Raw genomic sequence first — 23,525 nt, 5'->3', positions numbered from 1 at the left:
CTGTCTCCGTGCTCCTCGTGTCGGCCGCCGATCGGCCCGAACAGGAACGACCGTACGGGTGCGGGAAGCGTCCGCGAATCGGTCACCATGACCCAACGCGACGTCCGGTGCCGTACGGCGGCTGGCTAGACTCCCCGGATGCTCTACGGTCGGGATGCGGAATCGGGCCAGCTCAGAGGCCTACTGACGGCGGCGGCGGACGGCGCCAGCGGCGCCCTGGTGGTGCACGGCGAGGCGGGGATCGGAAAGACCGCGCTGCTCGACGAGTTGGCGGCCGGCGCGGCCCCGGCCCGGGTGCTGCGGACCACCGGCATCGAGGCGGAGAGCGACCTGCCGTTCGCCGCCCTGCACCAGTTGCTGCGTCCGGCGCTCGACCGGCTCGGCCGGCTGCCCGCTCCGCAGGCCGACGCCCTGCGGACGGCGTTCGGCCTGGCCGCGCCCACCGGCCAGGACCGGTTCCTGACCGGTCTGGCGGTGCTGACCCTGCTGTCGGAGTACGCGGGCGAGGACCCGGTGCTCTGCCTCGTCGACGACGCGCAGTGGCTGGACCGGGCGTCGTTGGACGCCCTGGCGTTCGCCGCCCGGCGGCTGGACGCCGAGGGCGTGGTGATGCTCTTCGCGATGCGCGAGCCGCAGCCGCTCGGCCTGCCCGAGCTGCGGCTCGACGCCCTGGACCGGCCGGCCGCGGCCGCGCTGCTCGCCGAACACCTCGGCGGGCGGCTCTCCCCGCACGTCCGCGAGCGGGTCGCCGCCGAGGCCCGCGGCAATCCGCTGGCGCTGATCGAGCTGCCCCGGTCGCTGACCGACGATCAGCGCACCGGCCTGCTCGGCCCGTTGCCGACCACGCCCGCCGACCCCACGCCCTCCGCCCGGGTGCGGGCCGCGTTCGGCGCCCGGATCGACCGGCTGCCCGCGGACACCCGCTCCGCGCTGCTCGTCGCCGCCGCCGACGACACCGGTGAGCTGGCCGTCGTCCTGGCCGCGGCCGGAGCCTCGCCGGCCGCGCTCGAAGCCGCCGAGACCGCCGACCTGATACGCCTGGACGGCGCCTCCCTGACGTTCCGTCACCCGCTGGTGCGCGCGGCCGCGTACCGCAGCGCCCCGCTGGCCCGCCGGATCGCCGCCCACCGGGCGCTCGCGGACACCCTGGCGGGCGCGGAGCACGTCGACCGGCGCGCCTGGCACCGGGCGGCCGCGGCCACCGGCCCCGACGAGGCGGTCGCCCGGGAGCTCGACCTGGCCGCCGAACGCGCCGGCGGCCGGCACGGCATGGCGAGCGCCTCGGCCGCCTACGAGCGCGCGGCGCAGCTCAGCCCGGACCCGGCGGACCAGCTGCGCCGCCTGGTCACCGCCGCCCAGGCCGCCGCCGACGCGGGCCAGTTCCAGCGGGTCGCCGCGCTGCTGCGCCGGGCCGACTCCTCCGGCGCGGCCGGGGGCGGCGCCGCGAGCGCCGAACTGGCGCGGGTGCGGGCCGCGTTGGAGCTCAACGCGGGCTCCGCGGCGCGCGCCGTGGAGGTCCTCCTCGCGGTGGACGGGGCCGGCGGGGCCCTCCTCACCGAGGCGTTCCACGCCGCCCAGTCCGCGGGCGACCCGGACCTGCTCGCGCGGGTCGGCGGCCGGGTGCGCGCCTCCCCGTCCGCGTCCGGCACGCTGTCCGCCCTGGCCGGCCTCTACGGCGGGGAGCCCGTCCGGGCGGGTGTGTTCGACGGGGCGGCGCGCGACGTCGACGTGCTGTTCAGCGAACGGTTCCTGGCCGCGCACGCCGCGCACGCGCTGGCCGACCACGAGGCCGCCCTGGACCTCGCCGGCCTGCTGCTCGACCACTGCCGCTCGCACGGCCTGCTCGGCTGGCAGGCCACCTGCCTGCACCTGCTCGCCGAGGCGCAGTTCGCGCTGGGCGCGCTCGAACCGGCGTCCCGCACGGCCGCGGAGGGCCTGCGGATCGCCGAGTACGCGGGCCTGGACCACCGGGCCTGCTACCTGCGGGCGACCCTCGCCGCCTGCACGGCCGTCGAGGGCGACGGGGCGCGCTCCCGCGAACTCGCGCACGCCGCGCTCGACCACGCCGTGGCGCACGACCTCGGCTGCGCCGCCGCGCACGCCCACCGGGCGCTCGCGCTGGCCCACTTGGGCGCCGGCGACGCGGCGCCGGCCGTCGCGCAGCTCGACCGGGCCGACCGGTACCCGGCCGGGCCGCCCGTGCTGCTCGCCTTCGTTCTGCCGGACCTGGTCGAGGCGGCGGCCCGCACCGGCTCGTCCCGGCCCGACGCCACCGGGCGCGTGGTCCGCTGGGCCGAGGGGTCCGGTCGGCCGGCGGCGCTCGCGCTGGCGGCCCGCTGCCGCGCGCTGGACGCCGGGGACGGCCGGGCCGAGGAGCTCTTCGCCGCGGCCGTCGCCCACGGCGAACGTGCGGGCGCCAGCCTGGAACTCGCCCGCACCCGCCTGCTGTACGGCGAGTGGCTGCGCCGCCGCCGTCGCCGGTCCGACGCGCGGCGGGTGCTGCGGGAGGCCCTGGAGTCGTTCGAGAAGTCGGGCGCTCAGCCGTGGGCGGAGCGGGCCCGGGCCGAACTCCGGGGCACCGGCGAGGTGATCGACGCGACCAGCAGCACCGGCACTCCGCTGGGCCGGCTCACTCCGCAGGAGCGCGAGGTGGTCCGGCTCGCCGCGGCGGGCCACAGCAACCGGGAGATCGCGGCCCAGCTCTTCCTCAGCCCGCGGACGGTCGGTCACCATCTCTACCGTGCCTTCCCCAAGCTCGGGGTGGCGTCCCGCGACCAGCTCCAGGGCGTCCTCGCGCCCTGACCCGGGCCGGCGCTGTCACAGCCGGGTGGGAGGCTTGGCGGACCTGCGGAGCGGGGAAGGTCCGTGGCGAGTGGGAGGGGGCTGCCGATGAGGCACGACGTACGGGCGTGGGCGAAGTGGTTGGCCGTGTGGTGGCTGTGGATGCCGCTGCTGGCCGCGCTGATCTGGGTGGTCAAGCACGCGGTGTTCGGCGGGTTCGGCCAGCAGGACCAGAGCTACCGGCTGCTGCTGGAGCGGACGTTCTTCCCGCACGGCGGGCCGGTGGACGCCGCACCGCTGTTCTGGTTCTGGCTGGCGGTGGGGCTGTGCGGCACCGTCGGTGCGGTGGTGTACGGCATGGACGAGCCGGGGCTGGAGTTCAACGGCCCGTGGGCCCGGGTCACCGTCGCGGTGCTGCTGCTGGCGGTGGCCGGTTCGCTGGTGCGGGCCGGCACGGGCGTCTGGGACGACGACAAGGACGCGGGGCGGTTCTACGCGGCGGCGACGGTCCTCGACGTGCCGTCGGGCGGCGCGGGCACGCCGCGTTCGGTGCTACCGGTGACGGAGCACACCCGCCCGGGCGACGGCGGCCGGTGCGACCTGGTGGGCACGGCGGACGTGCCGGCCTGCGTGAAGAACGCGCCCATGCCGGACTTCGACTTCGAGGCGCGCACCGCCTCGTACGCGGCGGCGACCAAGGCGCTCACCGACAGCGCCGGCCTCTCCTCCGGCGTCCACCTGATGGGCCACAGCCTGCACTACCTGCCGGACGCGAAGGACACGCAGGGCACGCAGAGCGCGAAGGACGCGCAGGCGGCGCAGGCCGCGCGGGGCGGCGTGTGGACGGCGGTGCTGGACGGCTCGGGCGAGCAGCCGATGGAGGGCGTCGCGGTCTGGGACGGCCGGTCCAACTCGGTGGTCAGCTGCGCGTTCCGCGGCGACCACGCGTTCGGCCGGGCGTTCGGCGGGACGGGCGCGGTCAGCCTGCGCAACCTGCTGGCCGAGCGGTTCCCCGACCTGGTCTACAGCGAGCAGGACATCTGGGGCTACTGCGACGGCCCGGACCCGCGCACCGCCGAACCGGTGGTGGTGATCTCGGTGGCCCGGCAGACCGCGTTCAAGCAGCGCACGGTGGTGGCCCCGGCCGGGGTGCTGGTGCTGCGCGGCTCGAAGGACGGGCGGCCGGACATGACGTACCGTCCGCAGGTCGCGCCGGGCGAGCTGCCGGGCGCGGTGTACCCGGCCTCGGTGGTGCGGTCGCAGATCCGCGAGGTGCAGTGGCTGGGCGGCCGCGGCGCGAAGGACGACCGGGGCTTCGGCTTCTCGCACACCTCGGCGGCCACCAACGCCACCAACCCCGGCGAGTTCCTGCTCCGTTCGAAGGCGGACGGGCACCTGTACTACGTGACGCCGCTGGTGCCCCGGGAGAGCTCCTCCCAACTGGTGGTGGCGTTCGCCGTCCTCCAGGCCGACCGGGTCGGCGACGGCCTCAACGACCTGCACGTGTACGTGCGCGCCGACGACGCCCCGCCGGTCAACCTGGACGTGCTGGCCAGCCGGATGGTCTCGTACATGGCCCAGCAGACCTCGATCACCATCAGCGCCGGGCCTGGCGGCGCGCTCCAGGAGCTCATCCCGTTCGGCCGGGACATGTGGCGCGGCTTCGTCGACTTCAACGGCCAGACCCAGGACTACATCGACCTGTCCGGCGACGCGACGGTCACCCCCAACCTGGTGTCGCTCACCGGCCCCATCACCCCTCCCGGCGGCCAGCCCCAACCCGCACAGCCCCAGCCCCAGCCCTCCGGCCAACCCGCGGCCGGCTGCGGCGGCGACCCCAACCAGCTGACGACCTCCCAACTCGCCTCGTGTGTCGCCGAGTTGTCGAAGGCCCTGCAGGGTCGCGTGCACGACTGAGCCCGCGTCCGCCGGATCACCGTGCCGCCGCCGACGGCGGCAGGGCTCGCCGGCGGGGGCCCCGTCGCAGCGGGCGATGGGGCCGCTCGGCGGCTCAGGTCCCCTCCCTGCCGCCGGCGAGGCGGCGCCGCCACCAGCGGTCGGGCCGCCACTGCCGTCCGTCGGCGAAGGGATCCGGCAGGGTGCGTCGGGCGTAGGCGGCGTCCAGCACCGCCACCCGGCGCCCCAGCTCCTCTCGGGCGCGGGCAGGCAACTGCCGCAGAACGTCGTCGAGAACGTCCCGGGCATGCCGCACGTCGTCGAAGGAACACCCACGGCAGGAGCACTCCGCGCCCTGCGGATACCGGGGGCGGCGTCCCGACGGCAGCGAGAACGCCCGGTACCGGCGCAACGCCCGAACCGTCGCGCCGGGGTACACGTAGTAGTCGGCCGAGCCTCTCTCGACCCGGTGTACCGCCATGCTGGTACGGGTCGAGAGCCACGGGATGCGGCCCGGCGGCGGGTCACCCCAGGCGCGCGGGGCATGTCGGTGACAGGCACGGAGCCTGCCGGGCCGCCTACGCGGCACGGGCCTTTCGGTCTGCGGTCATGCGGATCATGATGCCACCGTCCCGGAGCGGCCGGACAACCCCCGGGGCGGTTCGCCCGGATTCCGCGGCCCGTCCGCCCGGCCGGAGGTCCGGCGGCCGCGGCGGGTACGGTGGCGTCTTCGAGGGGGTGCGGCATGGGGGTTCCGAGCATCGAGCAGTTGCGGGCCCGGCAGGGGCGCCTGCGGGATGTCGCGCCGGGACTGACGGAGCGTGAACTGGACGCGGTGGAGCACCGGTTCGGATTCCGGTTCGCGGTCGATCACCGGATGTTCCTGGCGGCGGGCCTGCCGACCGGGCCGAGCTGGCCGGACTGGCGGCACGGCGATCCGGAGCGGCTGCGCGAGCGGCTGGCCCGGCCGGTCGAGGGCACCCTGTTCGACGTCCGCCACAACGGGTTCTGGTACCCGCGCCGGGGCCCGCGGCCGCAGGACGCGGCGGAGCGGGTGCGGACCGCCCGGGCCGCGCTGGCGTCCGTGCCGCGCCTGGTGCCGCTGTACGGCCACCGCTACCTGCCGCCGGCCCCGTTCGGGCCCGGGCACCCCGTGCTGTCGGTGCATCAGACCGACGTCATCGAGTACGGGCACGACCTGGCGGACTGGCTGGACGTCGAGTTCACCGGCGGCACGCGCCGACCCGACGGACGCTCCGTCCCCACCGTCCCGTTCTGGTCGTACGTCCTGGCGGCCGGCCCCGAGGGCGCGTTCACCACCCCGCACGACGCGACGGCGGCGACCGCCGCCGAGGCGGTGGAGTACCTGCGGATGCTGGCGCTGGAACGCCTGGTGGGCCGTCAGGTGGACGACGGGCAGCTGGTCGAGGCCGGTCTGGTGGCGGATGCGCTCGGCGTGGTCGCACCCTCGCTGCCGCGACTGGCGCGCCTTGCGGAGGACGGTCGCGGGCAGGCGGCGGCCCTGTTCGAACAGGTGCTGGCCGAGCTGGACCTGTCCGCGTCCCTGCCCGCCGACGACTCCGACCTGCCGTTCGAGCGGGCCCACTGGGAGCTGGTCCGCTGGTGGCTGCGGCTGATCGTGGACGGCGGGCTGCGCGCCTCGACCGGCGCCGGTGTGGTCGCCCACGGCGGCTGGGTGCCGCTGGGCCGCCCGGAGTCGCTGCGCCCGCTGGTCGATCTGAGCCCCGATCACCTCCCGCCGGACGCGGCGAGCCGCACCGGCCTCGCCCGGGCGGTCGTCGCCGAGGCGCGACGCCTGCTGGCCGGGCCGTGGCCGCCCGCGGCAGCAGCCGGTCCGGCGTCCTGACCGGTGCCGCCGGTCGTCGCTCCTCGCCGCGTCACTGGCGTGCCCGTGAATCCGGACGGGGGAATCTTCGTTTACGTCGAACCTCTTGACCGGCCGCCCGAATGCCGCTTGGCTGACGCCCGCCCGTCGTCCTGACGGGCGATCAACTCACTGACACGGGGGTCAAGTTGAACACGTCTCGCCTGCCCGCGTTCCGGGCGGCCGCCGTTGCCGCGGCCGCGCTCGCGGTGTCCTGCACGCTCACCGCCGCCGCCCCGGCGGCCGAGTCGGGGGCGGCCCGGCTCACGCCGTTCACCCTCACCAGTCCGGACTTCCGGGACGGGGGCAAGCTGCCGTCGTGGACCGAGTTCGGCGGCCCGGGCTCGGAGGACGCGCCGTGCCACGGCAAGAACCTCGCCCCGCAGCTGAACTGGCGCAATGCGCCCAAGGGCACGGCCGGTTACGCCCTGCTGGTGAACGACCCGGACGCCCCGCGGGCCGGCGGCTGGCACCACTGGGTGCTCTACGACATCCCCGGCTCCGCCAGTCGGATCGACGGCCACGGCACCCTCCAGTTCACCCAGGGCGCCAACAGCTTCGGCCCGCCGGTGGTCGGCTGGGGCGGCCCGTGCCCGCCCGCCACCGGCCAGCCGCACCACTACGTGTTCACGCTCTACGCGCTCTCCACCCCGACCCTCCCGAACGCGGGGATGACCTACGAGGAGGTCACCACCGCCATCACGCCGTACGTCCTCGGGGCCACCACCATCGTGGGCACCTTCCGCCTGCCCGCCTGACGCCGCGTCGGCGCGCCGGGGCCGTCCCCGGCGCGCCGTCCCGGACGCCGCGGGGCACGCCCGTAGCATGGGCGGTGTTCCGCTGCCGTCCCGCCGCCGGAGGTGCCGCCGTGACCAGCGCGCGGGAGCTGTACCGGCGGACGGTCGCCGAACTGGCCCCGGCCGCCGCCGAGAACCGCCTGGTCGAACTGGTGGAGGCCGGCGAGGCGCCGCGCGAGGCGCTGCGGCGGATCGCCGGCGAGGAGCACCGGATCATCCGCAGCGACCGCCGCTCCTTCGCCCTGCTCGCCGCCCGGTTCGCGGACCGCGGCCGGGCCGCCCCGTTCTTCCTGGGGCTCGCGGCGGGCGAGGGCGAGGCGCTCGGCCTCCTCACGCCGTTCGCGACCGCCGTCGGCCTCTCCCCCGCCGACCTCGACACCTACCGCTCCCGCCCGGCCGCCCAGACCTATCCGCACTACCTGGCGTGGCTGTCCCAGTCCGGCGCGCTCGCCGACACCGTCCTCGCGCTGCTCGCCAACTTCGGCTTCTGGGGCGGCTACTGCGCCCGCCTCGCCGCCGCGCTCCCCCGTCACTACGGCCTCTCCGCCGAGGCCACCGCCTTCTTCGCGTTCTTCGCCGCCCTCCCGCCCGGCTTCGAGTCCGACGCCCTCGCCCTGCTCCAGTCCGCCCTGGACGACGGGGAGTCCGCCGAGCAGGCCCGTCACGCGGCCCGCCTGATGCAGGCGTACGAGGCCGCGTTCTGGGCGGCGGTGCTCTGAGGCCCGGTGCGCCGTCAGTCCTCCGCGCGCTGTCGGCCCTCCGCCGCGGCGCCCTGCTCGTAGGCGGTCATGGTGCGGACGAACAGCGCGCGTTCGGCGGGGCTGAGCGGCGCGAACGCGGCGTGCCAGGCGGCGGCGCCGTTGGCGAGCCAGCTCTCGATGGCGGTGCGGGTCGCGGGGTCGGCGGTGAGCGAGACGATGGTGCGGCGGCGGTCGGCGGGGTCGGGGCGGCGTTCCAGCACGCCCTGCCGGGTGAGGTCGCCGACCATCAGGCTGGCCGTGGTGTGGGCGACTTCGAGCCGGGCGGCCAGCGTGCCGACCGGCATCGGGCCGTCGTAGACCAGGTAGGACAGCAGGGTCAGGTGGCGGGGCGCGAGGTGGAAGCCGGCCAGCGCGTCGGGGACGGCGGTGCGCTTGACCCGGGCGGCCACTCTCGGCATCAGCAGCAGCATGGCGCGGACGGCGTCCGGCGCGGTGAGGCCGTCGTCCGGTTCCGGCTCCGGCCGGGGGCGGGACGTCCGGGCCATCCGGCCTCCTGGTGCGGTCCGTCGGGGTACGCGGGCATGGGAGGCCCACGGTACCGGACGGCCGTCAGCGCGGCGGGTGCGGGGCGGACGGCGGCAGCAGGTGCGTCTCCTCGTAGGCGAAGTGCGCCTCCAGGCCCTCGGTCAGCCGGTCGAGTTCGGCGCGCAGCTCGCCGGGGTCGGCGCCGGGCGCGGACAGCCGGGCCTCGAAGCGGTCGAGTGCCTCGGCGACGGTGCGGTGTTCGGCGCGCAGCCGGGCGAGGGCCGGGATCAGCTGCGGGTACTGCCGCTCGAAGGCGGTGAAGGCGCCCTCCTCGCGGGTGTGGTGCATGCCGAGGCCGTAGCAGAACTGAAGGCAGTGGTCCCGCAGTTGGGCGGCGAGGTCGGGTTCGGGGGCGGGTCCGGCGTGGTCCAGGCGGGTGCGCAGGTCGGCCAGCTGGCGGCGCAGGTCCTCGTGGTGGAGCCGGAGTTGGCCGACCACGCGGGCGGCGAGCGCGGGATCGACGGACAGGTCGAGCGGGTGCAGGGCGAGGACCGGGATGGTGCGGTCGGTCTGCTCCGCGTAGGCGGCGAAGGCGGGGAGGCGGCGGGCCTGTTCGGCGTACTCGCGGTCGCGTTCGGCCGCGTCGAGTTCGACGGGGCGGACCGAGAGGGTGGTCAGTCCGCCCTCGCCGTCGGGGAGTTCGACGGTGCCGCCGCCGGCGGCGAGCAGGTTGCGGTACCACTGCGGGTGTTCGGCGGAGCCGCCGTTGGAGCCGAACACCAGGTAGCGGCTGCCGTCGCGGCGGTAGGCGAGCGGCGTGGTGCGGGGCCGGCCGGTGCGCCGGCCGGCGGTGGTGAGCAGCAGGAGGTCGGGGAACCCTGCGACCCGTCCCCCGCCGGCCCGGAATTCCCTGACGACCCGCTGGTTGAAGTCCTCGGCCATGGTCGAACGCCCTCCCCGCCCTCGATTGCATTTGCAAGCAAAGACAATCTAGGCAGCCCGGCCGCCGCCGGTCAACACCTTCCTGACGTGCCGTCAGCGCCCGGGGCGGGTGCCGGGGTCAGTGGTCGTAGACCGTCACGGGTATGCCGCGCGCGCTCAGCCGTGCGGTCACCAGCGGCTCGATGCGCTCCCAGCGGCCGCCGGCGAGTCCGCAGCCGATCCGCGGCATGTGGACGGAGGCGCCGAGCCGGCGGGCGTGGCCGCCGAGGGCGGCGAGGGCGGTGTCGACGGCCTCGTAGCGGATCGGGACGCCGGTGGAGCGGCCGGTCCTGATGCCGCGCTGGCCGACCATGTTGGCCACCCACAGGTACGGCTCGACCTGGACGAGTTGCACCGCGCCGAGCCCGAAGTCGTTGCCGGCCCGCTCCCGGTGCCAGCGCCGGTAGGCGGCCTCGGGTTCGGGCCAGCGGCGGGACAGGGCGAGGACGAAGCCCTTGCCCCAGCCGCCGAGGTCGTTGCAGACGTGCGCGACGATCCGCACGCCCTTGCCCTGCGGCGCGGTGGCGTCCCCGCGCAGGTAGGTGATCGGCTGTTCCATCCGGTCATGCTGCCATCCGCCCCTGACAGCGCCCGCCGACCTCCCCGCCGGAACGGTCCGTCGGCCGGGCCGTCCGCCGCACCGGTCCGTCAGCCGGCGCGGCCGGTGCCGCGGTAAGTGCGCGGCACCTCGTCCTCGGTCCCGGGCTCGACGGTCACGAACTGGCCCATCATGCCGCCGTCCTCGTGCCGCAGCACGTGGCAGTGGTACATGTACGGCTCGACCGGGTCGCTGTACGGGCCGAACTGGACGGCCAGCCGGACCGTGCTGTTGGCGGGCACGAAGACGGTGTCCTTGTGGCCGCCGGCGTACCCGGGGGCCGGTCGGCCGTCGTCGTCCAGGAGTTGGAAGGCGACCTCGTGGATGTGGAAGTTGTGCGAGAGGCCGCCGCCGTTGCGGATCTCCCAGATCTCGACGGCGTCGACGGGGACGACCTCGTCGATCCGGTCCATGTCCATCGGTCGGCCGTTGATGGTGTTGTCCCGCCCGTTGAGCAGGAACTGACGGACCGTCGCCCCGTCCGGCGGGACGATCGCGGGCGGCCCGCCGAGGGTCGCGGGCAGGGCCGGCGCGGTGCGGAGCCGGGCGGCGGCGGTGAACCGGAGCAGGTCGAAGTCGCCCCGGGCGAGGTCCAGTCCGTTGTCGACGGTGCGCAGCACGGCGCTGTCGAGCGGATCGAAGTCGACCAGGACCTCGGCGCGTTCGCCGGGGCTGAGGGTGAGCGTGTCGGTCTCGACGGGGGCGGGCAGCAGTCCGCCGTCGGTGCCGATCACCCGGAGCGGGCGGCCGTCGGCGAACGCCAGGTTGTACACCCGGGCGTTGGCGGCGTTGAGCAGGCGCAGCCGGACGCGGCCGGTGGTGACGTCGAAGCGTGCGTCGGTGGTGCCGTTGACCAGCATGCGGTCGCCGAGGATGCCGTAGGGTCCGGCGAGCGGGTCGCCGTCGAGGGCGCCGTCGGCGGTGAGGGTCTTGTCCTGGAGGATCAGCGGGATGTCGTCGACGCCGTAGGTGCTGGGGAGCCGGCCGGCCTGCGGGTCCTGGTCGTCGTCGATGATGAACAGGCCGGCCAGGCCTCGGTAGACGTGCTGGGCGGTCTCGCCGTGCGGGTGGGGGTGGTACCAGGTGGTGGCGGCGGGCTGGTCGATGGTCCAGCCGGGCGTCCAGCTGGCGCCGGGTTCGATCAGCTGGTGCGGTCCGCCGTCCATCGCGGCGGGCAGCCGGGTGCCGTGCCAGTGGACGGTGGTGGCCTCGGGGAGGCGGTTGTGGACGGTCATCGCGATCCGGTCGCCGCGGCTCGCGCGCAGGGTGGGGCCGAGGTAGGGGCCGTTGAAGCCCCAGGTGGTGGTGGGGCGCCCGGGCTTCAGGGCGAACTGTCCGGCGGCCATGGCGAGTTCGAAGGTGCGGACGCCGTCGGCGTCGGCTTCGGGGTGCAGCAGCGGCGGGATCCGCAGCGGGGTGGACGGGTCGCGCGGCGGGGGCGCGGGGCGGCCCGGTGCGGTGCCGGTGTTGGTTCCGCAGCCGGTGAGCGGGCCGGTGGCGCCGGTCAGGGCGGCGAGGGCGAGGAAGGTTCGGCGGTTCACGCGGTCAGCTCCGGGATCACTCGCGCCCCGTAGGCGTCGATGGTGGATTCGCGGGCGTCGTGCATCGCGTACAGCGCGAACTGGTCGACGCCCAGCTCGCGCAGGGTGCGGAGCTTGGCGAGGTGGGCCTCGGCGGGGCCGAGCAGGCAGAAGCGGTCGACGATGCCGTCGGGCACGAAGTCGGCGGAGGGGTTGCCGGCGCGGCCGTGGTGGCTGTAGTCGTAGCCGTGCCGGTCCTTGATGTAGGCGGTGAGTTCGTCGGGGACCAGGGCGGAGTGCTCGCCGTACCTGGCGACCAGGTCGGCGACGTGGTTGCCGACCATGCCGCCGAACCAGCGGCACTGCTCGCGGGCGTGGTCCAGGTCGTCGCCGACGTAGGCGGGGGCGGCGACGCAGACGGTGATGGCGTCGGGGTCGCGGCCGGCCTCCTCGGCGGCGCGGCGGACGGCCTTGACCATCCGTTCGGTGAGGTAGGGGTCGGCGAGTTGGAGGATGAAGCCGTCGGCCTTGCGTCCGGCCAGGGCGAGCGCCTTGGGGCCGTAGGCGGCCATCCAGACCGGCAGCCGGCCGTCGGTGATCCACGGGATCCGGATCGGGGTGCCGTCGACGACGGCTTCGCGGCCCTCGGCGAGGTCGCGGATGGCGTCGATGGCGTCGCCGAGCCGGGCCAGCGTGTTGGGCGGGCGGCCGGCCACCCGCATCGCGGAGTCGCCGCGGCCGATGCCGCAGACGGTGCGGTTGCCGAACATGTCGTTGAGGGTGGCGAAGGTGGAGGCGGTGACCTCCCAGGTGCGGGTGCCCGGGTTGGTGACCATGGTGCCGACGTGCATCCGCTCGGTGTGTTCGAGGATCTGACTGTGGATCACGAACGGTTCCTGCCAGAGCACGGCGGAGTCGAAGGTCCAGCCGTAGCGGAAGCCGTTGCGTTCGGCGCGGCGCATCAGGTCGACGACCTTCCCGGCCGGCGGGTCGGTCTGCAGGACGAGTCCGAAGTCCACTGCGGGGGTTCCCCTTTCAGAGGTACTGGCAGGTGGAGCGGGGCAGGAACGCGCCGTGCCCGGGGCGGCCGAGGTAGTGGCCGCGGTCGAGGACGACCTCGCCGCGCGACAGCACGGTCTCGACCCGGCCGGTGACGGTGCGGCCCTCGTACGCCGAGTAGTCGACGTTCATGTGGTGGGTGGCGGCGGAGAGGGTGTGGGTGGCGTGCGGGTCGTAGATCACCACGTCGGCGTCGGCGCCGGGCGCGAGGGTGCCCTTGCGCGGGTACAGGCCGAACATCCGGGCGGGTGCGGCGCAGGCGATGTCGATCCACCGGCGTCGGGTCAGGTGGCCGTCGACCACGGCCTGGTGCAGCAGGTCCATCCGGTTCTCCACGCCGGGCAGGCCGTTGGGGATCTTCGAGAAGTCGCCGCGGCCGAGTTCCTTCTGCCCCTTGAAGCAGAACGGGCAGTGGTCGGTGGAGACCACCTGGAGGTCGTCGGTGCGCAGCCCGCGCCAGAGCGCGGCCTGGTGCTCCTCGGGCCGCAGCGGGGTGGAGCACACGTACTTGGCGCCCTCGAAGCCGGGTTCGGCGAGGTTGTCGGTGGACAGGTACAGGTACTGCGGGCAGGTCTCGCCGAACACCGGCAGTCCGAGGTCGCGGGCGGCGGCGAGTTCGGCGAGCGCCTCGCGGGCGGAGACGTGCACCACGTACAGCGGCGAGCCGGCCACCCGGGCGAGCTGGATCGCCCGGTGGGTGGCCTCGGCCTCCAGCAGCGCCTTGCGCACCTCGCCGTGGTAGCGGGGGTCGGTCCGGCCGCGGGCGAGGGCCTGTTCGACCAGCACGTCGATGGCGGGGCCGTTCTCGGCGTGCATCATGATCAGCCCGCCGGTGTCGGCGGCCTGCTGCATGGCGCGCAGGATCTGGCCGTCGTCCGAGTAGAAGACGCCGGGGTAGGCCATGAACAGCTTGAACGAGGTGACGCCTTCGCCGATCAGGCCCGGCATCTCACGGAGCGTCGACTCGTTCACGTCCGAGACGATCATGTGCAGGCCGTAGTCGATCGCGCAGCGCCCGTCGGCCTTGGCGTGCCAGGCGTCGAGTCCGGCGCGCAGCGCGGCGCCCTTCGACTGGACGGCGAAGTCGACGACGGTGGTGGTCCCGCCCCAGGCGGCGGCCCGGGTGCCGGTCTCGAAGGTGTCGGAGGCGCACGTCCCGCCGAACGGCAGCTCCATGTGGGTGTGGACGTCCACCCCGCCCGGGATCACGTACTTGCCCGTCGCGTCGAACACCCGGTCCGCCGTCCACTGCTGGCGGCCCGTCAGGGAGAGCGCGACCACGGTGCCGTTCTCGATCAGCACGTCCGCGGGCGTCTCCTCGGCGGCGGTGACGACCAGCCCGCCGGTGATCAGGGTCCGGGCCACCGTGCTCACGCCCCGGTGAGCGGGCCGTACGCGTCCGGCCGCCGGTCCCGGTAGAACGCCCACTGCTGCCGGACCTGGTCGATGACGTCCAGGTCGAGGTCCCGGACGACCAGCTCCTCGCGCTTGTCGGAGGCCACCTCGCCGACGAACTGCCCGCGCGGGTCCACGAAGTAGCTGGTGCCGTAGAAGTCGTCGTCGCCGTACTCCTCGACGCCGACCCGGTTGATCGCCGCGACGAAGTACTCGTTGGCGACGGCCGCGGCGGGCTGCTCCAGCTGCCACAGGTAGGCGGAGAGCCCGCGGCTGGTCGCGGACGGGTTGTAGACGATCTCGGCGCCCGCGAGGCCGAGGGCCCGCCAGCCCTCCGGGAAGTGCCGGTCGTAGCAGATGTTGACGCCGACCTTGCCGACCGCCGTGTCGAACACCGGCCAGCCGAGGTTCCCGGGCCGGAAGTAGTACTTCTCCCAGAAGCCGTGGACCTGCGGGATGTGGTGCTTGCGGTACTTCCCGAGGTAGCTGCCGTCGGCGTCGATCACGGCGGCGGTGTTGTAGTAGAAGCCGGCCTGCTCGATCTCGTACACCGGCACCACCATGACCATCCCGAGCTCCCGGGCCAGCGCGCGCATCCGCCGCACCGTCGGCCCGTCCGGGACGGGTTCGGCCCACCCGTAGTGCTCGGGCTCCTGCACCTGGCAGAAGTACGGTGCGTTGAAGACCTCCTGGAACCCGATGATCCGCGCGCCCTGCGCGGCGGCGTCCCGGGCGGCCTTCTCGTGCGCCGCGACCATCGATTCCGCGTCGCCCGTCCACGCGGTCTGGAACAGGGCAGCCCTGACGACACGACCCATGGCCGTCCTCCTCGTTCGAACGCACCGTTAGAGCGCCGACAGTAGGAGCCGCCCGGGCGATGTCCGGGTGCCACGCGGCGGGTGACGGGCATTCAGCACTCGAACGATTGACGGCCTGTTACTGCGATTGCCCGGCCGCCGGACCGCTGCCGGGGCCACCCGCCCCTTGACCGGAGTGAGTGCTCACTCCGATACTGGCGGGCATGACCGAGACCGCGCCGGGACGGCGCAGGGCACCCTCGATGGACGCCGACCGGCGGCGGGAGATGATCGTCCGGGCCGCGCTGCCGCTGGTGGTCGAGCACGGCGGGGCGGTGACCACCCGTCGGATCGCCCGGGCGGCGGGGATCGGGGAGGGGACGCTCTTCCGGGTGTTCGCCGACAAGGACGCCCTGCTCGCGGCGTGCGTCGCCGAGGCGCTGCGCCCCGAGCCCGCGCTCGACCGGCTCGCCGCGATCTCCCTCGCGCAGCCGCTCCCGGACCGCCTGGTCGAGGCCGCCGCCGCCCTGGGCGCCCACCTGGACCGACTGGGCGCCCTCCTCGGTGCGCTGCACGCCACCGGCGGCCGGGCCGGGACCCGCGACGCCGCCCCGCCCGACCGGGCCGCCGGCACGCTGCCGGTGCGCCGGGCCCTGGCCGAACTCTTCGAGCCGGAGCGGGAGGTGCTCAGGCTGCCGCCCGAGCGGCTGGCGGCGCTGTTCCTCGGCCTGCTGTTCGCCCGTGCGGGCGACGAGCAGCACCCCGACCCGGCCGAACTGGTCGACCTGCTCCTGCACGGCGCTCTCACCCCGGAAGGCCGCACATGACCATCACGCTGAACCACACCGTCGTCCCGGCCGTCGACAACCAGGCCGCGGCCCGCTTCTTCGCCACCGTCATGGGCCTGGAGTACACCGGCCCCGACCGCCACTTCGCCCCCGTCCGGGTCAACCCGTCGCTGACGCTGGACTTCCTGACCGTCCCCGAACCGACCGGCCACCACCTGGCGTTCGACGTCGACCCCGCCACCTTCGACGGCATCCTCGGCCGCCTGCACGACACCGGCACCCCGTACGGCAACGACCCGTCCGCCCCCGACAACGGCCGCACCGACCACCCGCTGTGCGCCCGCGGCCTCTACTTCACCGACCCCGCCGGCAACCTGTTCGAAGTCATGTCCCCGGCCTGACCCCCCCACCCGGCTGCGCCCGGGCGGGGGCGCTCGGGGGCACGGGGCGGCGCGGCCCGGCCGGGTGCGGGAACGGTGCGCGCCGGAGCCAACCGACACGGGCGGCGCGCCGTGGTGGCCGCGGGTCGGGACTGCCTACGGTTCTCCGCATACGGTCGATTCCTCGTCTGCGGGAGGTCGGAATGCGTGCTCGGGTCATGGCGACGGTGGTCGCCTCGGTGGTGCTGGCGGCCGCGGGGCTGGTCGGCGCCTCGTCGTCGTCCGCCGGGGCGGCGGCGCTGTCGTGCGGGAACAAGCAGTACTTCACCGGCAGCGGCGGCCACGCCGGGGCGTCCATCCGGTGCACCGGCGGGCCGTTCGTCGCCAAGGCCGCGTGCTACAAGCCCGGCTACGGCACCTACACCCACTACGGGAACCGGGTGGAGACCGGCGGCACCTCCACCGTGTGGTGCGACCTCGGCGCCACCGTCTCCAGCGTCGAGGGCCTCGCCTCCTGATCCCCTCCCGCCGCCCGCCCGCGCCCCGGGAGCCCCACGGGGCGTCAGGCGGGCGGCGGGAGGAGGCGGTTCAGGGCGTTGCGGGTGCGGGTCGCGGCGAGGGGGTCGCGGAGCAGTTGGAGCGACTGGTTGAGCGCCAGGTAGATGCCGGTCAGCTCGTGGACGATCTGCTCCGGGTCGGTGTCGGCGGGCAGGTGGCCGGCCTCGACCGCGAGGCGGACCTCGCCGGCCAGGCGGCGGCGCCAGACCAGCAGCAGCCGGGCGACGTTCTTGCGGACCGGACCGTCGTGCGCGTCGAACTCGACGGCGGCCGTGGTGAACAGGCAGCCGCCGGGGAACACCTCGCGGGCGTGTTCGAGGTACGCGATCCAGCTCTCGCACACCGCCCGCAGCCGGGGCAGGCCGGGTTCGGCGTCCGCGGCCGGATCCCACACCAGGGTGGTGAACAGTCCGGACGCCCGCTCCAGGGTGGCGAGCTGGAGCGTCTCCTTGGTGCCGAAGTGGCCCAGCACCCCGGCCTTGCTCAGCCCGAGGTCGGTGGCGAGGCGTCCGATGGTGAGCCCTTCGAGGCCGTCCACGGACGCCAGTGCCACGCTCCGGTCGATGATCCGGGCCCGGGTGCGGCGGGCCTCGGCCACGGTGCTGCGCGGGCTCATCGGTCCTCCTCCGTCGGGTCCGCGGGATCGGGTGCGCCGGCCGGCGCCCCAGTCCGCGAATCCTACGTGGTCACCGGCCTGACGTGCGGAGCCGCGGCCCGTGGGCCGCTCACTCGCCGAAGTGCGACCAGAGGATCCCCACGCCCGCACCGTCGGCGTCCCGCCCGATCAGGATGCTCTTCGAGGTGAACGCCCAGGTGGGAAAGACCAGCGCGTTCGCGCCGGTCGCCGGGTCGACCAGCACGTCGAGCACCGGTGTCCGGGAGCCGCCCGCCTCCTGGGCCCGGAGTTCGGCGACGGCCTGCGCGATCGGGTCCTCGGCCTGCGCGAATTCCGGCGTCAGGTGCAGGGCCTTGCGGATGCCGTACCGCTCCGGGGTGCCGGAGTGGAGCGCGGTGGCGTGCTCGCTCAGCGCGTTGACGTCGTCCGACGCCTCCTCCCAGTCCGCGGCCGTCAGCGCCTCCGGCGGGCGGCCGCCCGCCACCAGCGCCACCGCCGTGACGGTGGCGCCCCGCTCCTCGTCCTGCTCGTACGCCAGGTACACGTCGTGCAGTCCGTCGCCGAGGACGCCGAAGGTGTAGAACTCCGCGCCGTCCAACCCGCACAGCGCGACCTCGCCCCGGGTCGCCAACTGCCCGGCCGCCGTGAACTCACCGGCCCAACCGGCCTCGCCGTACTGGTTGTTGGCGGTCAGTACCGCTTCGATCGCTTCAATCGTGGTCACCCGGTGAGTGTGCCACCTCCCTGCGACAGCCCCGCGACCGCCGTCGTCGCCCGCCCGCGAGCGCCTGTCAGCGGCGGGCGACCTGGTCGTCCGGCGGGGGCGTGGCGTCCACCGGCTTGCCGAAGTCCCCCAGCTGAACGGCCATCTTCCCGCCGCCGCTCTCCGTCGACAGCAGGTAGGGCCTGCCCTCCGCGGCGATGAAGTAGGAGACGGGCACTCCGTTCTCGTCGGTCATCGTGACGACCACCACCTTGCGACCGTCGAGCTGCCGGGTACCCGCCACGGCGAGGTCCTTGCCGAGGCTGCCGTCGGTGTTCAGGCCGACCTGTGTGGCGAGAGCCGTGCCCATGTTGCAGAAGGCGGAGGCGAAGGTCTTGGTCGTGCTCTCACTGCCGCCGAACCACTTTCCGACCTCCGAGGCGGGCAGGTCCGGAGCGGACGCCCGCAGGGCAGAGGCGTCCGGCTTCCACCACACCTTGCCGCCGGAGCGGACGACTTCGGTCGTGCCCTTGCCGGCGACGGCGTACCGGCCGGCGCACGAGCCGCTGCTGTCCTGGGAGAAGGTGCCGGTCACCGCGCCCTCGCGGTACTCGGGAAGGCTCAGCGTGATGGTGAGGCTGGTCAGCGTGTTGCCCGCCACCCGCGCCCGCGCGATGACCTCCTCCACCGGCAGGTTCTCCAGCGGCGTCTCCGATGCCGTGGCCGACGGCGGGGGCGCGGCCGAGGCCGCCGTGTCGCCGGTCGACGGCGAGGTGCAGGCCGCCGCCCCTGACGCAGCGACGGCCGACAGCACCGCACCCGCCAACAGTCGTCCCCCGCGCACCAGCAGCCCCCCACAACGAACGGATCTTCGAACGGGTCATTATGACAAACCGTCAGGACAGCCGCCGACCGCCGCCCCTGATCCGCGACCGCTCCGACCGGACGTGTCCGGGGGCAGGCGCCGGGACGCGGAAATTCGCGGTCCGCCCGGCGGTTGCCGCGGCACAATCCCGGCATGATCGGCAACCGGATCACCCATCGCACCGCGGACGGCGTCCGCATCCCCGGCACCTGGCGGCACGCGTTCGTTCGCAACGGCGGCCACTACTTCCTCACCGACCTGTTCGTCTACGCCGACGGGCTCATCGACTGCTGGGGCCTGGTCACCGTCGAGGAGTTCGAGGAGAAGCTGCGCACCGGTTGGGTCGCCACCAGCTTCCCGGAAGGCGGCGAGGCCTCCGCGCACGAGTTGGCGGACTGGAAGTTCGGCGAACCGGAGAGCTGGACCAGCCCGGACCAGCTGCTCGCCGAAGTCCGCGACACCATCGACGAGTTGAACGGACGGCCGGACTCGACCGGCCGCTGCCTGGCCGCGGTCGACGCGTTCCTCGCCGACCGGACCGAGGAGAACCGGGACTCGGCCCGGGCCGCGTTCCTGGCGGTCCACGAGTCGCAGCGCCGCTACACGCTGGGCGACATGGACCGCAAGGACTGGCCGTTGCGGGTCCTGGTGGCGGGGCCCGGCGGCCGGACCTACCTGCCGTTCGACGGCACGGTCACGCAGGAGAGCTACGACGAGGCCCTCGCGTACTTCGAGGACCGGGCCCGCCGGCGGGCCGAACGGGCCGACCGGATCCCCGCGGACGGGCCGGCGACCTCGCACGCCCCGGCCGTCCAGCTCTACCACTCGTACCCGAACAAGCCGCTGGACGATCCCGGCAAGGTCGCCCTGCGCCACGACTACCCCGCGCCGATCACGGTCGACGGCACCGACTACCCCTCGGCGGCACACGCCTACTGGGCGCTGTCGGTCGCCGAGCCCGCGACCAGGCCGGCCGTCGCGGCGGCGCCGAGCGCGGCCGCGGCGCGCACCCTCGCGGCCGGGGCCCCGCGCCGCGAGGGCTGGGAGCACGTCCGGACCGCCGTCATGACCCGCCTGCTGCGCGCCAAGTACGACCAGCACCCCGACCTGGCCGCGATCCTGCTGGCGACCGGCGACGCCACCGTGCTCTACGACGACGCCGACTCGTCCTTCTGGGGCGACAACGCGGGCCGCGGCCGCAACTGGTCGGGGCGCCTCCTCGAACTCGTCCGCTCCGAACTCCGGGCGCGGCAGGCAGGAGTCCTCGGGGCGTGACCGGCTGGACGTCGCCGTTGAGGCAACCGATCAGCAAGGGGGCGAGGAGCGGACTCCCGGCGGGTCCGCCCGAAATCCCCGGGCGCCCGTGCCGGTTCGTCTGCCATTCTCGGGCGCGTGTCTGCTCGTCACCGCCGCCTGCCGCGGCACCTCTCGTGGCCGCTCACCTCGACGGACCTCCGCTCCGCCCTCGGCGAGGCGCCGTCCGACGCGCTCCAGGTGAGCTTCGGCAGCCGGGGCTCGACGGACGGGAGCCTGCTCGATGCCCTGTGGCGGCCGCCCGTCGGCTCGAACTACGGCAACGGTCTGCACCCCCGCTGGTGGTCGAGTGTCTGGATCGTCGTCATTCCCGTCCCGAGCGCCGAGCGGGCCGCCACCCGCGGGCTGCTGCGCGACCTGGCCCTGCCCGCGCTCCGCGACTGGGTGGACCGGGCCCGCAACGGATCCGAGGGATGGGCGCTGACCGGGCACAGCCTGTCCTGGCGGCTCGTCGACCAGCGCCTCCACCTCAGCCGCGACCGGCAGCCGTACCGCGCGGTCGAACCCCAATAGGCTCTCGCGCATGAAGCAATCGTCGGAGACGAGCGAGCGCGAATTCTTCGCCTTCCTGGGGCGGCGTCCGAGCATGGTCGTGGGCAGGGCCTCGTTCGACACGGTGACCGCCTTCCTCGCCGGCTACGCGGCGCACGCCGACCGCCACGGATGGGGGAACGTCCGGGACCTGCCGCCCGAGGACGAGCAGCGGGCCATCGAGGTCCTGTTCGAGCTCCTCGACGCCTTCCTCGCCGAGCGGGAGGCGGCGGTCGAGCTCCGCCGAGACGGGAGGACGGGAGGACGGGCGGGCCGGGCGGAGGTGACGGTGTGTCCGGTCCGTGGGCCGCCGCTTAGATTCCGATCGGTCGGTTGCTATATTTCCCGCCGTTGCCACCGGCACCGGTCGGCGGCCGTTGTCGCGGAAGGGAGCTGCCATGCCCGGAGTCCGTATCGCCGGTCTCGGCCACCACCAGCCCAGCAGGGTGCTGACCAACGACGAGCTGGCGACCATGGTGGACACCAACGACGAGTGGATCCGCCGGCGGACGGGCATCGCCACCCGCCGGATCGCCGCGCCGGAGGAGTCGGTGGCGGACCTCGCCGCCGCGGCCGCCGCCAAGGCGCTCGCCGCGTCCGGCCTGGACCCGGCGGAGATCGGGCAGATCACGGTGGCCACCTGCAGCGCGATGGACCGCTGCCCGTCGATCGCGGCGCAGGTCGCGGCCCGCCTGGGCATCCCGTCCGCGGTCGCGTTCGACGTGAACAACGGCTGCGCGGGCTTCTGCACCTCGCTGTCGCTGGCCGACCACTCGCTGCGCGCGGGCGCGGCCAGGCACGCGCTGGTGATCGGCGCGGAGAAGATGTCGGACGTCACCGACTGGACGGACCGGCGCAGTTGCATCCTGCTGGGCGACGGCGCGGGCGCGGCGGTGCTCTCGGCGACCGAGGGGGCGGGGACCGGCGTCGGCCCGGTGGTGTGGGGGTCGGACCCGTCGCGGGCGAGCGCGGTGCGGCTGCTGGGCGACTGGCACCCGCGGTTCGAGCAGGACGGCCAGGCGGTGTTCCGGTGGGCGACCACCGAGCTGCCGGCGCTGGCCGAACAGGCGTGCCGGGCAGCCGGGTTGAGCCCGGCGGAGCTGGACGGGGTGGTGACCCACCAGGCGAACCTGCGGATCATCGAGTCGCTGGTGCAGAAGCTGGGCCTGTCCGAGGACGCGGTGATCGCCCGGGACGTGGTGGACTCCGGCAACACCTCGGCGGCGTCCGTCCCGCTGGCCCTGGCGAAGCTCGTGGAGCGCGGCGAACTGGTCTCCGGCGCCCGGGTGTTGCTGTTCGCGTTCGGCGGCGGCCTGTCCTGGGCCGGCCAGGTCGTCACCTGCCCCTGAGCCGACCGCAGACCCCCGACCGCAGACCGCCGACCGCCGACCGCCGACCCCGGAACGTCGGCCCCCGGAACGTCGACCGGTCCCGGCCGCCGACCCGCCGGGGCATCGAACGCCGACCGCCGGCCGCCGGAACCGGTGCACCGGGCCTACCGCTCGCGCACCGGTTCCAGCGCCCGGCGCAGGCGCTCCAGCCATTCCTCGGCGGTGCCCCGCACCCGCGGGTGGTCCGCGCGGAACTCCTCCCAGTCGACGGAGCCCAGGACCACCGCGTCCAGGCGCAGCGCGTCGCCGGCCGCCGGGCAGCCCGGCTCGCGACTGAACACCTTGCGCAGCAGCGCGGGGGTGAGCTCGGCGGCCGCGGTCTCGGCGAGGAGCACGGCGTCGTGCAGGTCCTTTGCCCGGGCCCGGCCCGCCGCGGCGCTGTCGGCGTGCAGCCAGAGCAGTTTCCAGGCGAGCGACAGGGCGCGGCCCGCGGTGCGCACGACGCTCGGCCCGGTGCCGTCGGCGCGGGGTATCGCCGTCCACACCGGGGCCTCGGGGAGCCACTCGTCGCGGGCGAAGTCGATCCGCACCTCGCCGGACGGGTGGCCGTCGGCCTGCCACGGGACGGTCAGGCACACTCCCGGGGTCTCGTACTCGGCGTAGGTCCAGGTGCCGTCGTCCCGGGCGGCGTCCGCGTCGAGCACCAGCCCGGGCGCGGCCGTCGGCCGCTCGCGCACCAGGTCGAGCAGCGTCTCGTACGGCGGGCGGGTCTCCGGTTCGGTTTCGGCGATCCAGTGCAGCCCCTCGGGCGGGACGGCGGGCCGCAGGCCCCGGGTGTCGAACTCCTCGTACGTCCAGATCTCGTACCGGGCGGCGCCGTCGGCGGCCTCCGGCCACTGCTGGACGACCGCCACCTCGTCGACGTACGGGTAGGGGTGTTCGGTGTCGACGGGGATCAGCGACGGCCGGGGGACGATCCAGTCGAGGTCCGCGGGTTCGCGCGCCTCGGCGCCGACCCAGGCCGGCATCACCATGCTGCCCCGGAGCACCAGGACGTCGCTCAGCGAGGAGTCGGCGACCAGGCCGAGCAGGTGGTCGAGCACGGCGCGGTGCGCGGCGCGGTGCGGTCCGTCGGGTGCCGCACGGGGCCGGTCGCCGGCCCGGGCCGGGCGGTCGTTGTGCACGTTGGGCTCCTCCCCGACGGCCGTCCCGGTCCGGGTGCCGGTGCCGGAAAGGGTGACGGGCCGTCACCGTCGTGGGTCGAGCATGCCAGTCGCCGGTGACGGGCCCGTCCTGCGTCGGTCGGCCGACGTGGGTGCGGGTGGGGGTCGGCCGGAGCGGCACCCCCCGGCGGCGGCCGGACCGGGGCGCGCCCGTGACGTCCTGTCGCCGCTCGGCCACGCGGAGGAACCGTCCGGCCTGACCGGCGGCGGCACGGACGGACGGTGCGGGTCCGAGCTTTGCCCCTGGTCGTGCCGGACGGGCAAGATAGCCGGGTGACCCT

At 74.8% G+C, this 23,525-nt stretch carries 23 protein-coding genes; 11 read left to right on the top strand and 12 right to left on the bottom strand.

What is annotated here, in order from left to right:
* The first annotated feature begins 138 nt into the window (after positions 1-138).
* Positions 139-2,802 (top strand): ATP-binding protein, encoded by a 2,664-nt coding sequence (locus ACFV1L_RS23655; RefSeq protein ID WP_380368854.1) that lies wholly within the window; start codon positions 139-141, stop codon positions 2,800-2,802.
* Positions 2,803-2,889: 87 nt separating this feature from the next.
* Positions 2,890-4,698, top strand: a complete 1,809-nt coding sequence (locus ACFV1L_RS23650; protein ID WP_380368852.1) for a hypothetical protein — start codon at positions 2,890-2,892, stop codon at positions 4,696-4,698.
* A 94-nt stretch (positions 4,699-4,792) separates the two neighbouring features.
* On the opposite strand, the gene ACFV1L_RS23645 is transcribed toward ACFV1L_RS23650, so the two are convergent.
* Positions 4,793-5,158, bottom strand: a complete 366-nt coding sequence (locus tag ACFV1L_RS23645) for a hypothetical protein (protein WP_380368850.1) — start codon at positions 5,156-5,158, stop codon at positions 4,793-4,795.
* A 264-nt stretch (positions 5,159-5,422) separates the two neighbouring features.
* Between ACFV1L_RS23645 and ACFV1L_RS23640 the strand changes: the two genes are divergently transcribed.
* The 3 genes from ACFV1L_RS23640 (at position 5,423) to ACFV1L_RS23630 (ending at position 8,078) form a co-directional block, all read left to right on the top strand.
* Positions 5,423-6,544 (top strand): hypothetical protein, encoded by a 1,122-nt coding sequence (locus tag ACFV1L_RS23640; RefSeq protein WP_380368847.1) that lies wholly within the window; start codon positions 5,423-5,425, stop codon positions 6,542-6,544.
* Between the two features lie 167 nt (positions 6,545-6,711).
* Positions 6,712-7,320 (top strand): YbhB/YbcL family Raf kinase inhibitor-like protein, encoded by a 609-nt coding sequence (locus ACFV1L_RS23635; RefSeq protein ID WP_380368844.1) that lies wholly within the window; start codon positions 6,712-6,714, stop codon positions 7,318-7,320.
* Positions 7,321-7,430: 110 nt separating this feature from the next.
* Positions 7,431-8,078, top strand: coding sequence for a transcriptional regulator (locus ACFV1L_RS23630; RefSeq protein WP_380368841.1), 648 nt, complete (start codon positions 7,431-7,433; stop codon positions 8,076-8,078).
* Between the two features lie 14 nt (positions 8,079-8,092).
* On the opposite strand, the gene ACFV1L_RS23625 is transcribed toward ACFV1L_RS23630, so the two are convergent.
* The 7 genes from ACFV1L_RS23625 to ACFV1L_RS23595 all read right to left on the bottom strand — a co-directional run bounded on the left by ACFV1L_RS23625 (position 8,093) and on the right by ACFV1L_RS23595 (position 14,956).
* Positions 8,093-8,605, bottom strand: a complete 513-nt coding sequence (locus ACFV1L_RS23625; RefSeq protein ID WP_380368839.1) for a MarR family transcriptional regulator — start codon at positions 8,603-8,605, stop codon at positions 8,093-8,095.
* Between the two features lie 64 nt (positions 8,606-8,669).
* Positions 8,670-9,527 (bottom strand): nitroreductase/quinone reductase family protein, encoded by an 858-nt coding sequence (locus tag ACFV1L_RS23620; protein ID WP_380368836.1) that lies wholly within the window; start codon positions 9,525-9,527, stop codon positions 8,670-8,672.
* Between the two features lie 118 nt (positions 9,528-9,645).
* On the bottom strand, positions 9,646-10,125 hold the full coding sequence (locus tag ACFV1L_RS23615) for a macro domain-containing protein (RefSeq protein WP_380368833.1): 480 nt from the start codon (positions 10,123-10,125) through the stop codon (positions 9,646-9,648).
* Positions 10,126-10,214: 89 nt separating this feature from the next.
* Positions 10,215-11,705, bottom strand: a complete 1,491-nt coding sequence (locus ACFV1L_RS23610) for a multicopper oxidase family protein (protein WP_380368830.1) — start codon at positions 11,703-11,705, stop codon at positions 10,215-10,217.
* Complete coding sequence (locus tag ACFV1L_RS23605) at positions 11,702-12,703, bottom strand: TIGR03842 family LLM class F420-dependent oxidoreductase (RefSeq protein ID WP_380368827.1); 1,002 nt, start codon at positions 12,701-12,703, stop codon at positions 11,702-11,704. The genes ACFV1L_RS23610 and ACFV1L_RS23605 overlap by 4 nt, the downstream gene beginning before the upstream one ends.
* Before the next feature lie 16 nt (positions 12,704-12,719).
* Complete coding sequence (gene hydA / locus ACFV1L_RS23600) at positions 12,720-14,108, bottom strand: dihydropyrimidinase (RefSeq protein WP_380368881.1); 1,389 nt, start codon at positions 14,106-14,108, stop codon at positions 12,720-12,722.
* Positions 14,109-14,113: 5 nt separating this feature from the next.
* The gene (locus ACFV1L_RS23595; RefSeq protein ID WP_380368825.1) at positions 14,114-14,956 is read right to left on the bottom strand and encodes a nitrilase-related carbon-nitrogen hydrolase; all 843 of its coding nucleotides are present in this window, start codon (positions 14,954-14,956) and stop codon (positions 14,114-14,116) included.
* A gap of 203 nt (positions 14,957-15,159) precedes the next feature.
* Between ACFV1L_RS23595 and ACFV1L_RS23590 the strand changes: the two genes are divergently transcribed.
* The 3 genes from ACFV1L_RS23590 (at position 15,160) to ACFV1L_RS23580 (ending at position 16,621) form a co-directional block, all read left to right on the top strand.
* Positions 15,160-15,762 (top strand): TetR/AcrR family transcriptional regulator, encoded by a 603-nt coding sequence (locus tag ACFV1L_RS23590; protein ID WP_380368822.1) that lies wholly within the window; start codon positions 15,160-15,162, stop codon positions 15,760-15,762.
* A complete protein-coding gene (locus ACFV1L_RS23585; protein ID WP_380368819.1) occupies positions 15,759-16,124 on the top strand; it encodes a VOC family protein in 366 nt (121 codons plus the stop codon). Before ACFV1L_RS23590 ends, ACFV1L_RS23585 begins: the two co-directional genes overlap by 4 nt.
* Before the next feature lie 182 nt (positions 16,125-16,306).
* On the top strand, positions 16,307-16,621 hold the full coding sequence (locus ACFV1L_RS23580; protein ID WP_380368816.1) for a hypothetical protein: 315 nt from the start codon (positions 16,307-16,309) through the stop codon (positions 16,619-16,621).
* Between the two features lie 44 nt (positions 16,622-16,665).
* Here the strand turns inward: ACFV1L_RS23580 and ACFV1L_RS23575 are convergent, their stop codons facing one another.
* The 3 genes from ACFV1L_RS23575 to ACFV1L_RS23565 all read right to left on the bottom strand — a co-directional run bounded on the left by ACFV1L_RS23575 (position 16,666) and on the right by ACFV1L_RS23565 (position 18,824).
* Complete coding sequence (locus ACFV1L_RS23575) at positions 16,666-17,277, bottom strand: TetR/AcrR family transcriptional regulator (protein WP_380368814.1); 612 nt, start codon at positions 17,275-17,277, stop codon at positions 16,666-16,668.
* A 109-nt stretch (positions 17,278-17,386) separates the two neighbouring features.
* Positions 17,387-18,001: a hypothetical protein gene (locus ACFV1L_RS23570; protein ID WP_380368811.1), complete on the bottom strand. Its 615-nt coding sequence runs from the start codon at positions 17,999-18,001 to the stop codon at positions 17,387-17,389.
* Positions 18,002-18,068: 67 nt separating this feature from the next.
* Positions 18,069-18,824, bottom strand: coding sequence for a hypothetical protein (locus ACFV1L_RS23565; protein ID WP_380368810.1), 756 nt, complete (start codon positions 18,822-18,824; stop codon positions 18,069-18,071).
* 174 nt (positions 18,825-18,998) lie between these two features.
* Here ACFV1L_RS23565 and ACFV1L_RS23560 point away from each other — a divergent pair, with 174 nt between their 5' ends.
* The 3 genes from ACFV1L_RS23560 (at position 18,999) to ACFV1L_RS23550 (ending at position 22,039) form a co-directional block, all read left to right on the top strand.
* Positions 18,999-20,120 carry an NADAR family protein gene (locus ACFV1L_RS23560; RefSeq protein ID WP_380368807.1) on the top strand — a complete coding sequence of 374 codons (1,122 nt, stop codon included), beginning with the start codon at positions 18,999-19,001 and terminating at the stop codon, positions 20,118-20,120.
* 117 nt (positions 20,121-20,237) lie between these two features.
* Complete coding sequence (locus ACFV1L_RS23555; RefSeq protein ID WP_380368804.1) at positions 20,238-20,672, top strand: hypothetical protein; 435 nt, start codon at positions 20,238-20,240, stop codon at positions 20,670-20,672.
* Between the two features lie 416 nt (positions 20,673-21,088).
* Positions 21,089-22,039 carry a beta-ketoacyl-ACP synthase III gene (locus ACFV1L_RS23550; protein ID WP_380368801.1) on the top strand — a complete coding sequence of 317 codons (951 nt, stop codon included), beginning with the start codon at positions 21,089-21,091 and terminating at the stop codon, positions 22,037-22,039.
* Positions 22,040-22,185: 146 nt separating this feature from the next.
* Here the strand turns inward: ACFV1L_RS23550 and ACFV1L_RS23545 are convergent, their stop codons facing one another.
* Positions 22,186-23,205 carry a nucleotidyl transferase AbiEii/AbiGii toxin family protein gene (locus ACFV1L_RS23545; protein ID WP_380368798.1) on the bottom strand — a complete coding sequence of 340 codons (1,020 nt, stop codon included), beginning with the start codon at positions 23,203-23,205 and terminating at the stop codon, positions 22,186-22,188.
* Positions 23,206-23,525: the final 320 nt, after the last annotated feature.

The organism is Kitasatospora sp. NPDC059646 (assembly GCF_042734615.1).
Lineage (GTDB): Bacteria > Actinomycetota > Actinomycetes > Streptomycetales > Streptomycetaceae > Kitasatospora.
The sequence above is the reverse complement of the archived record's forward strand: the minus strand, read 5'-3'. Positions and strand labels throughout refer to the sequence as shown.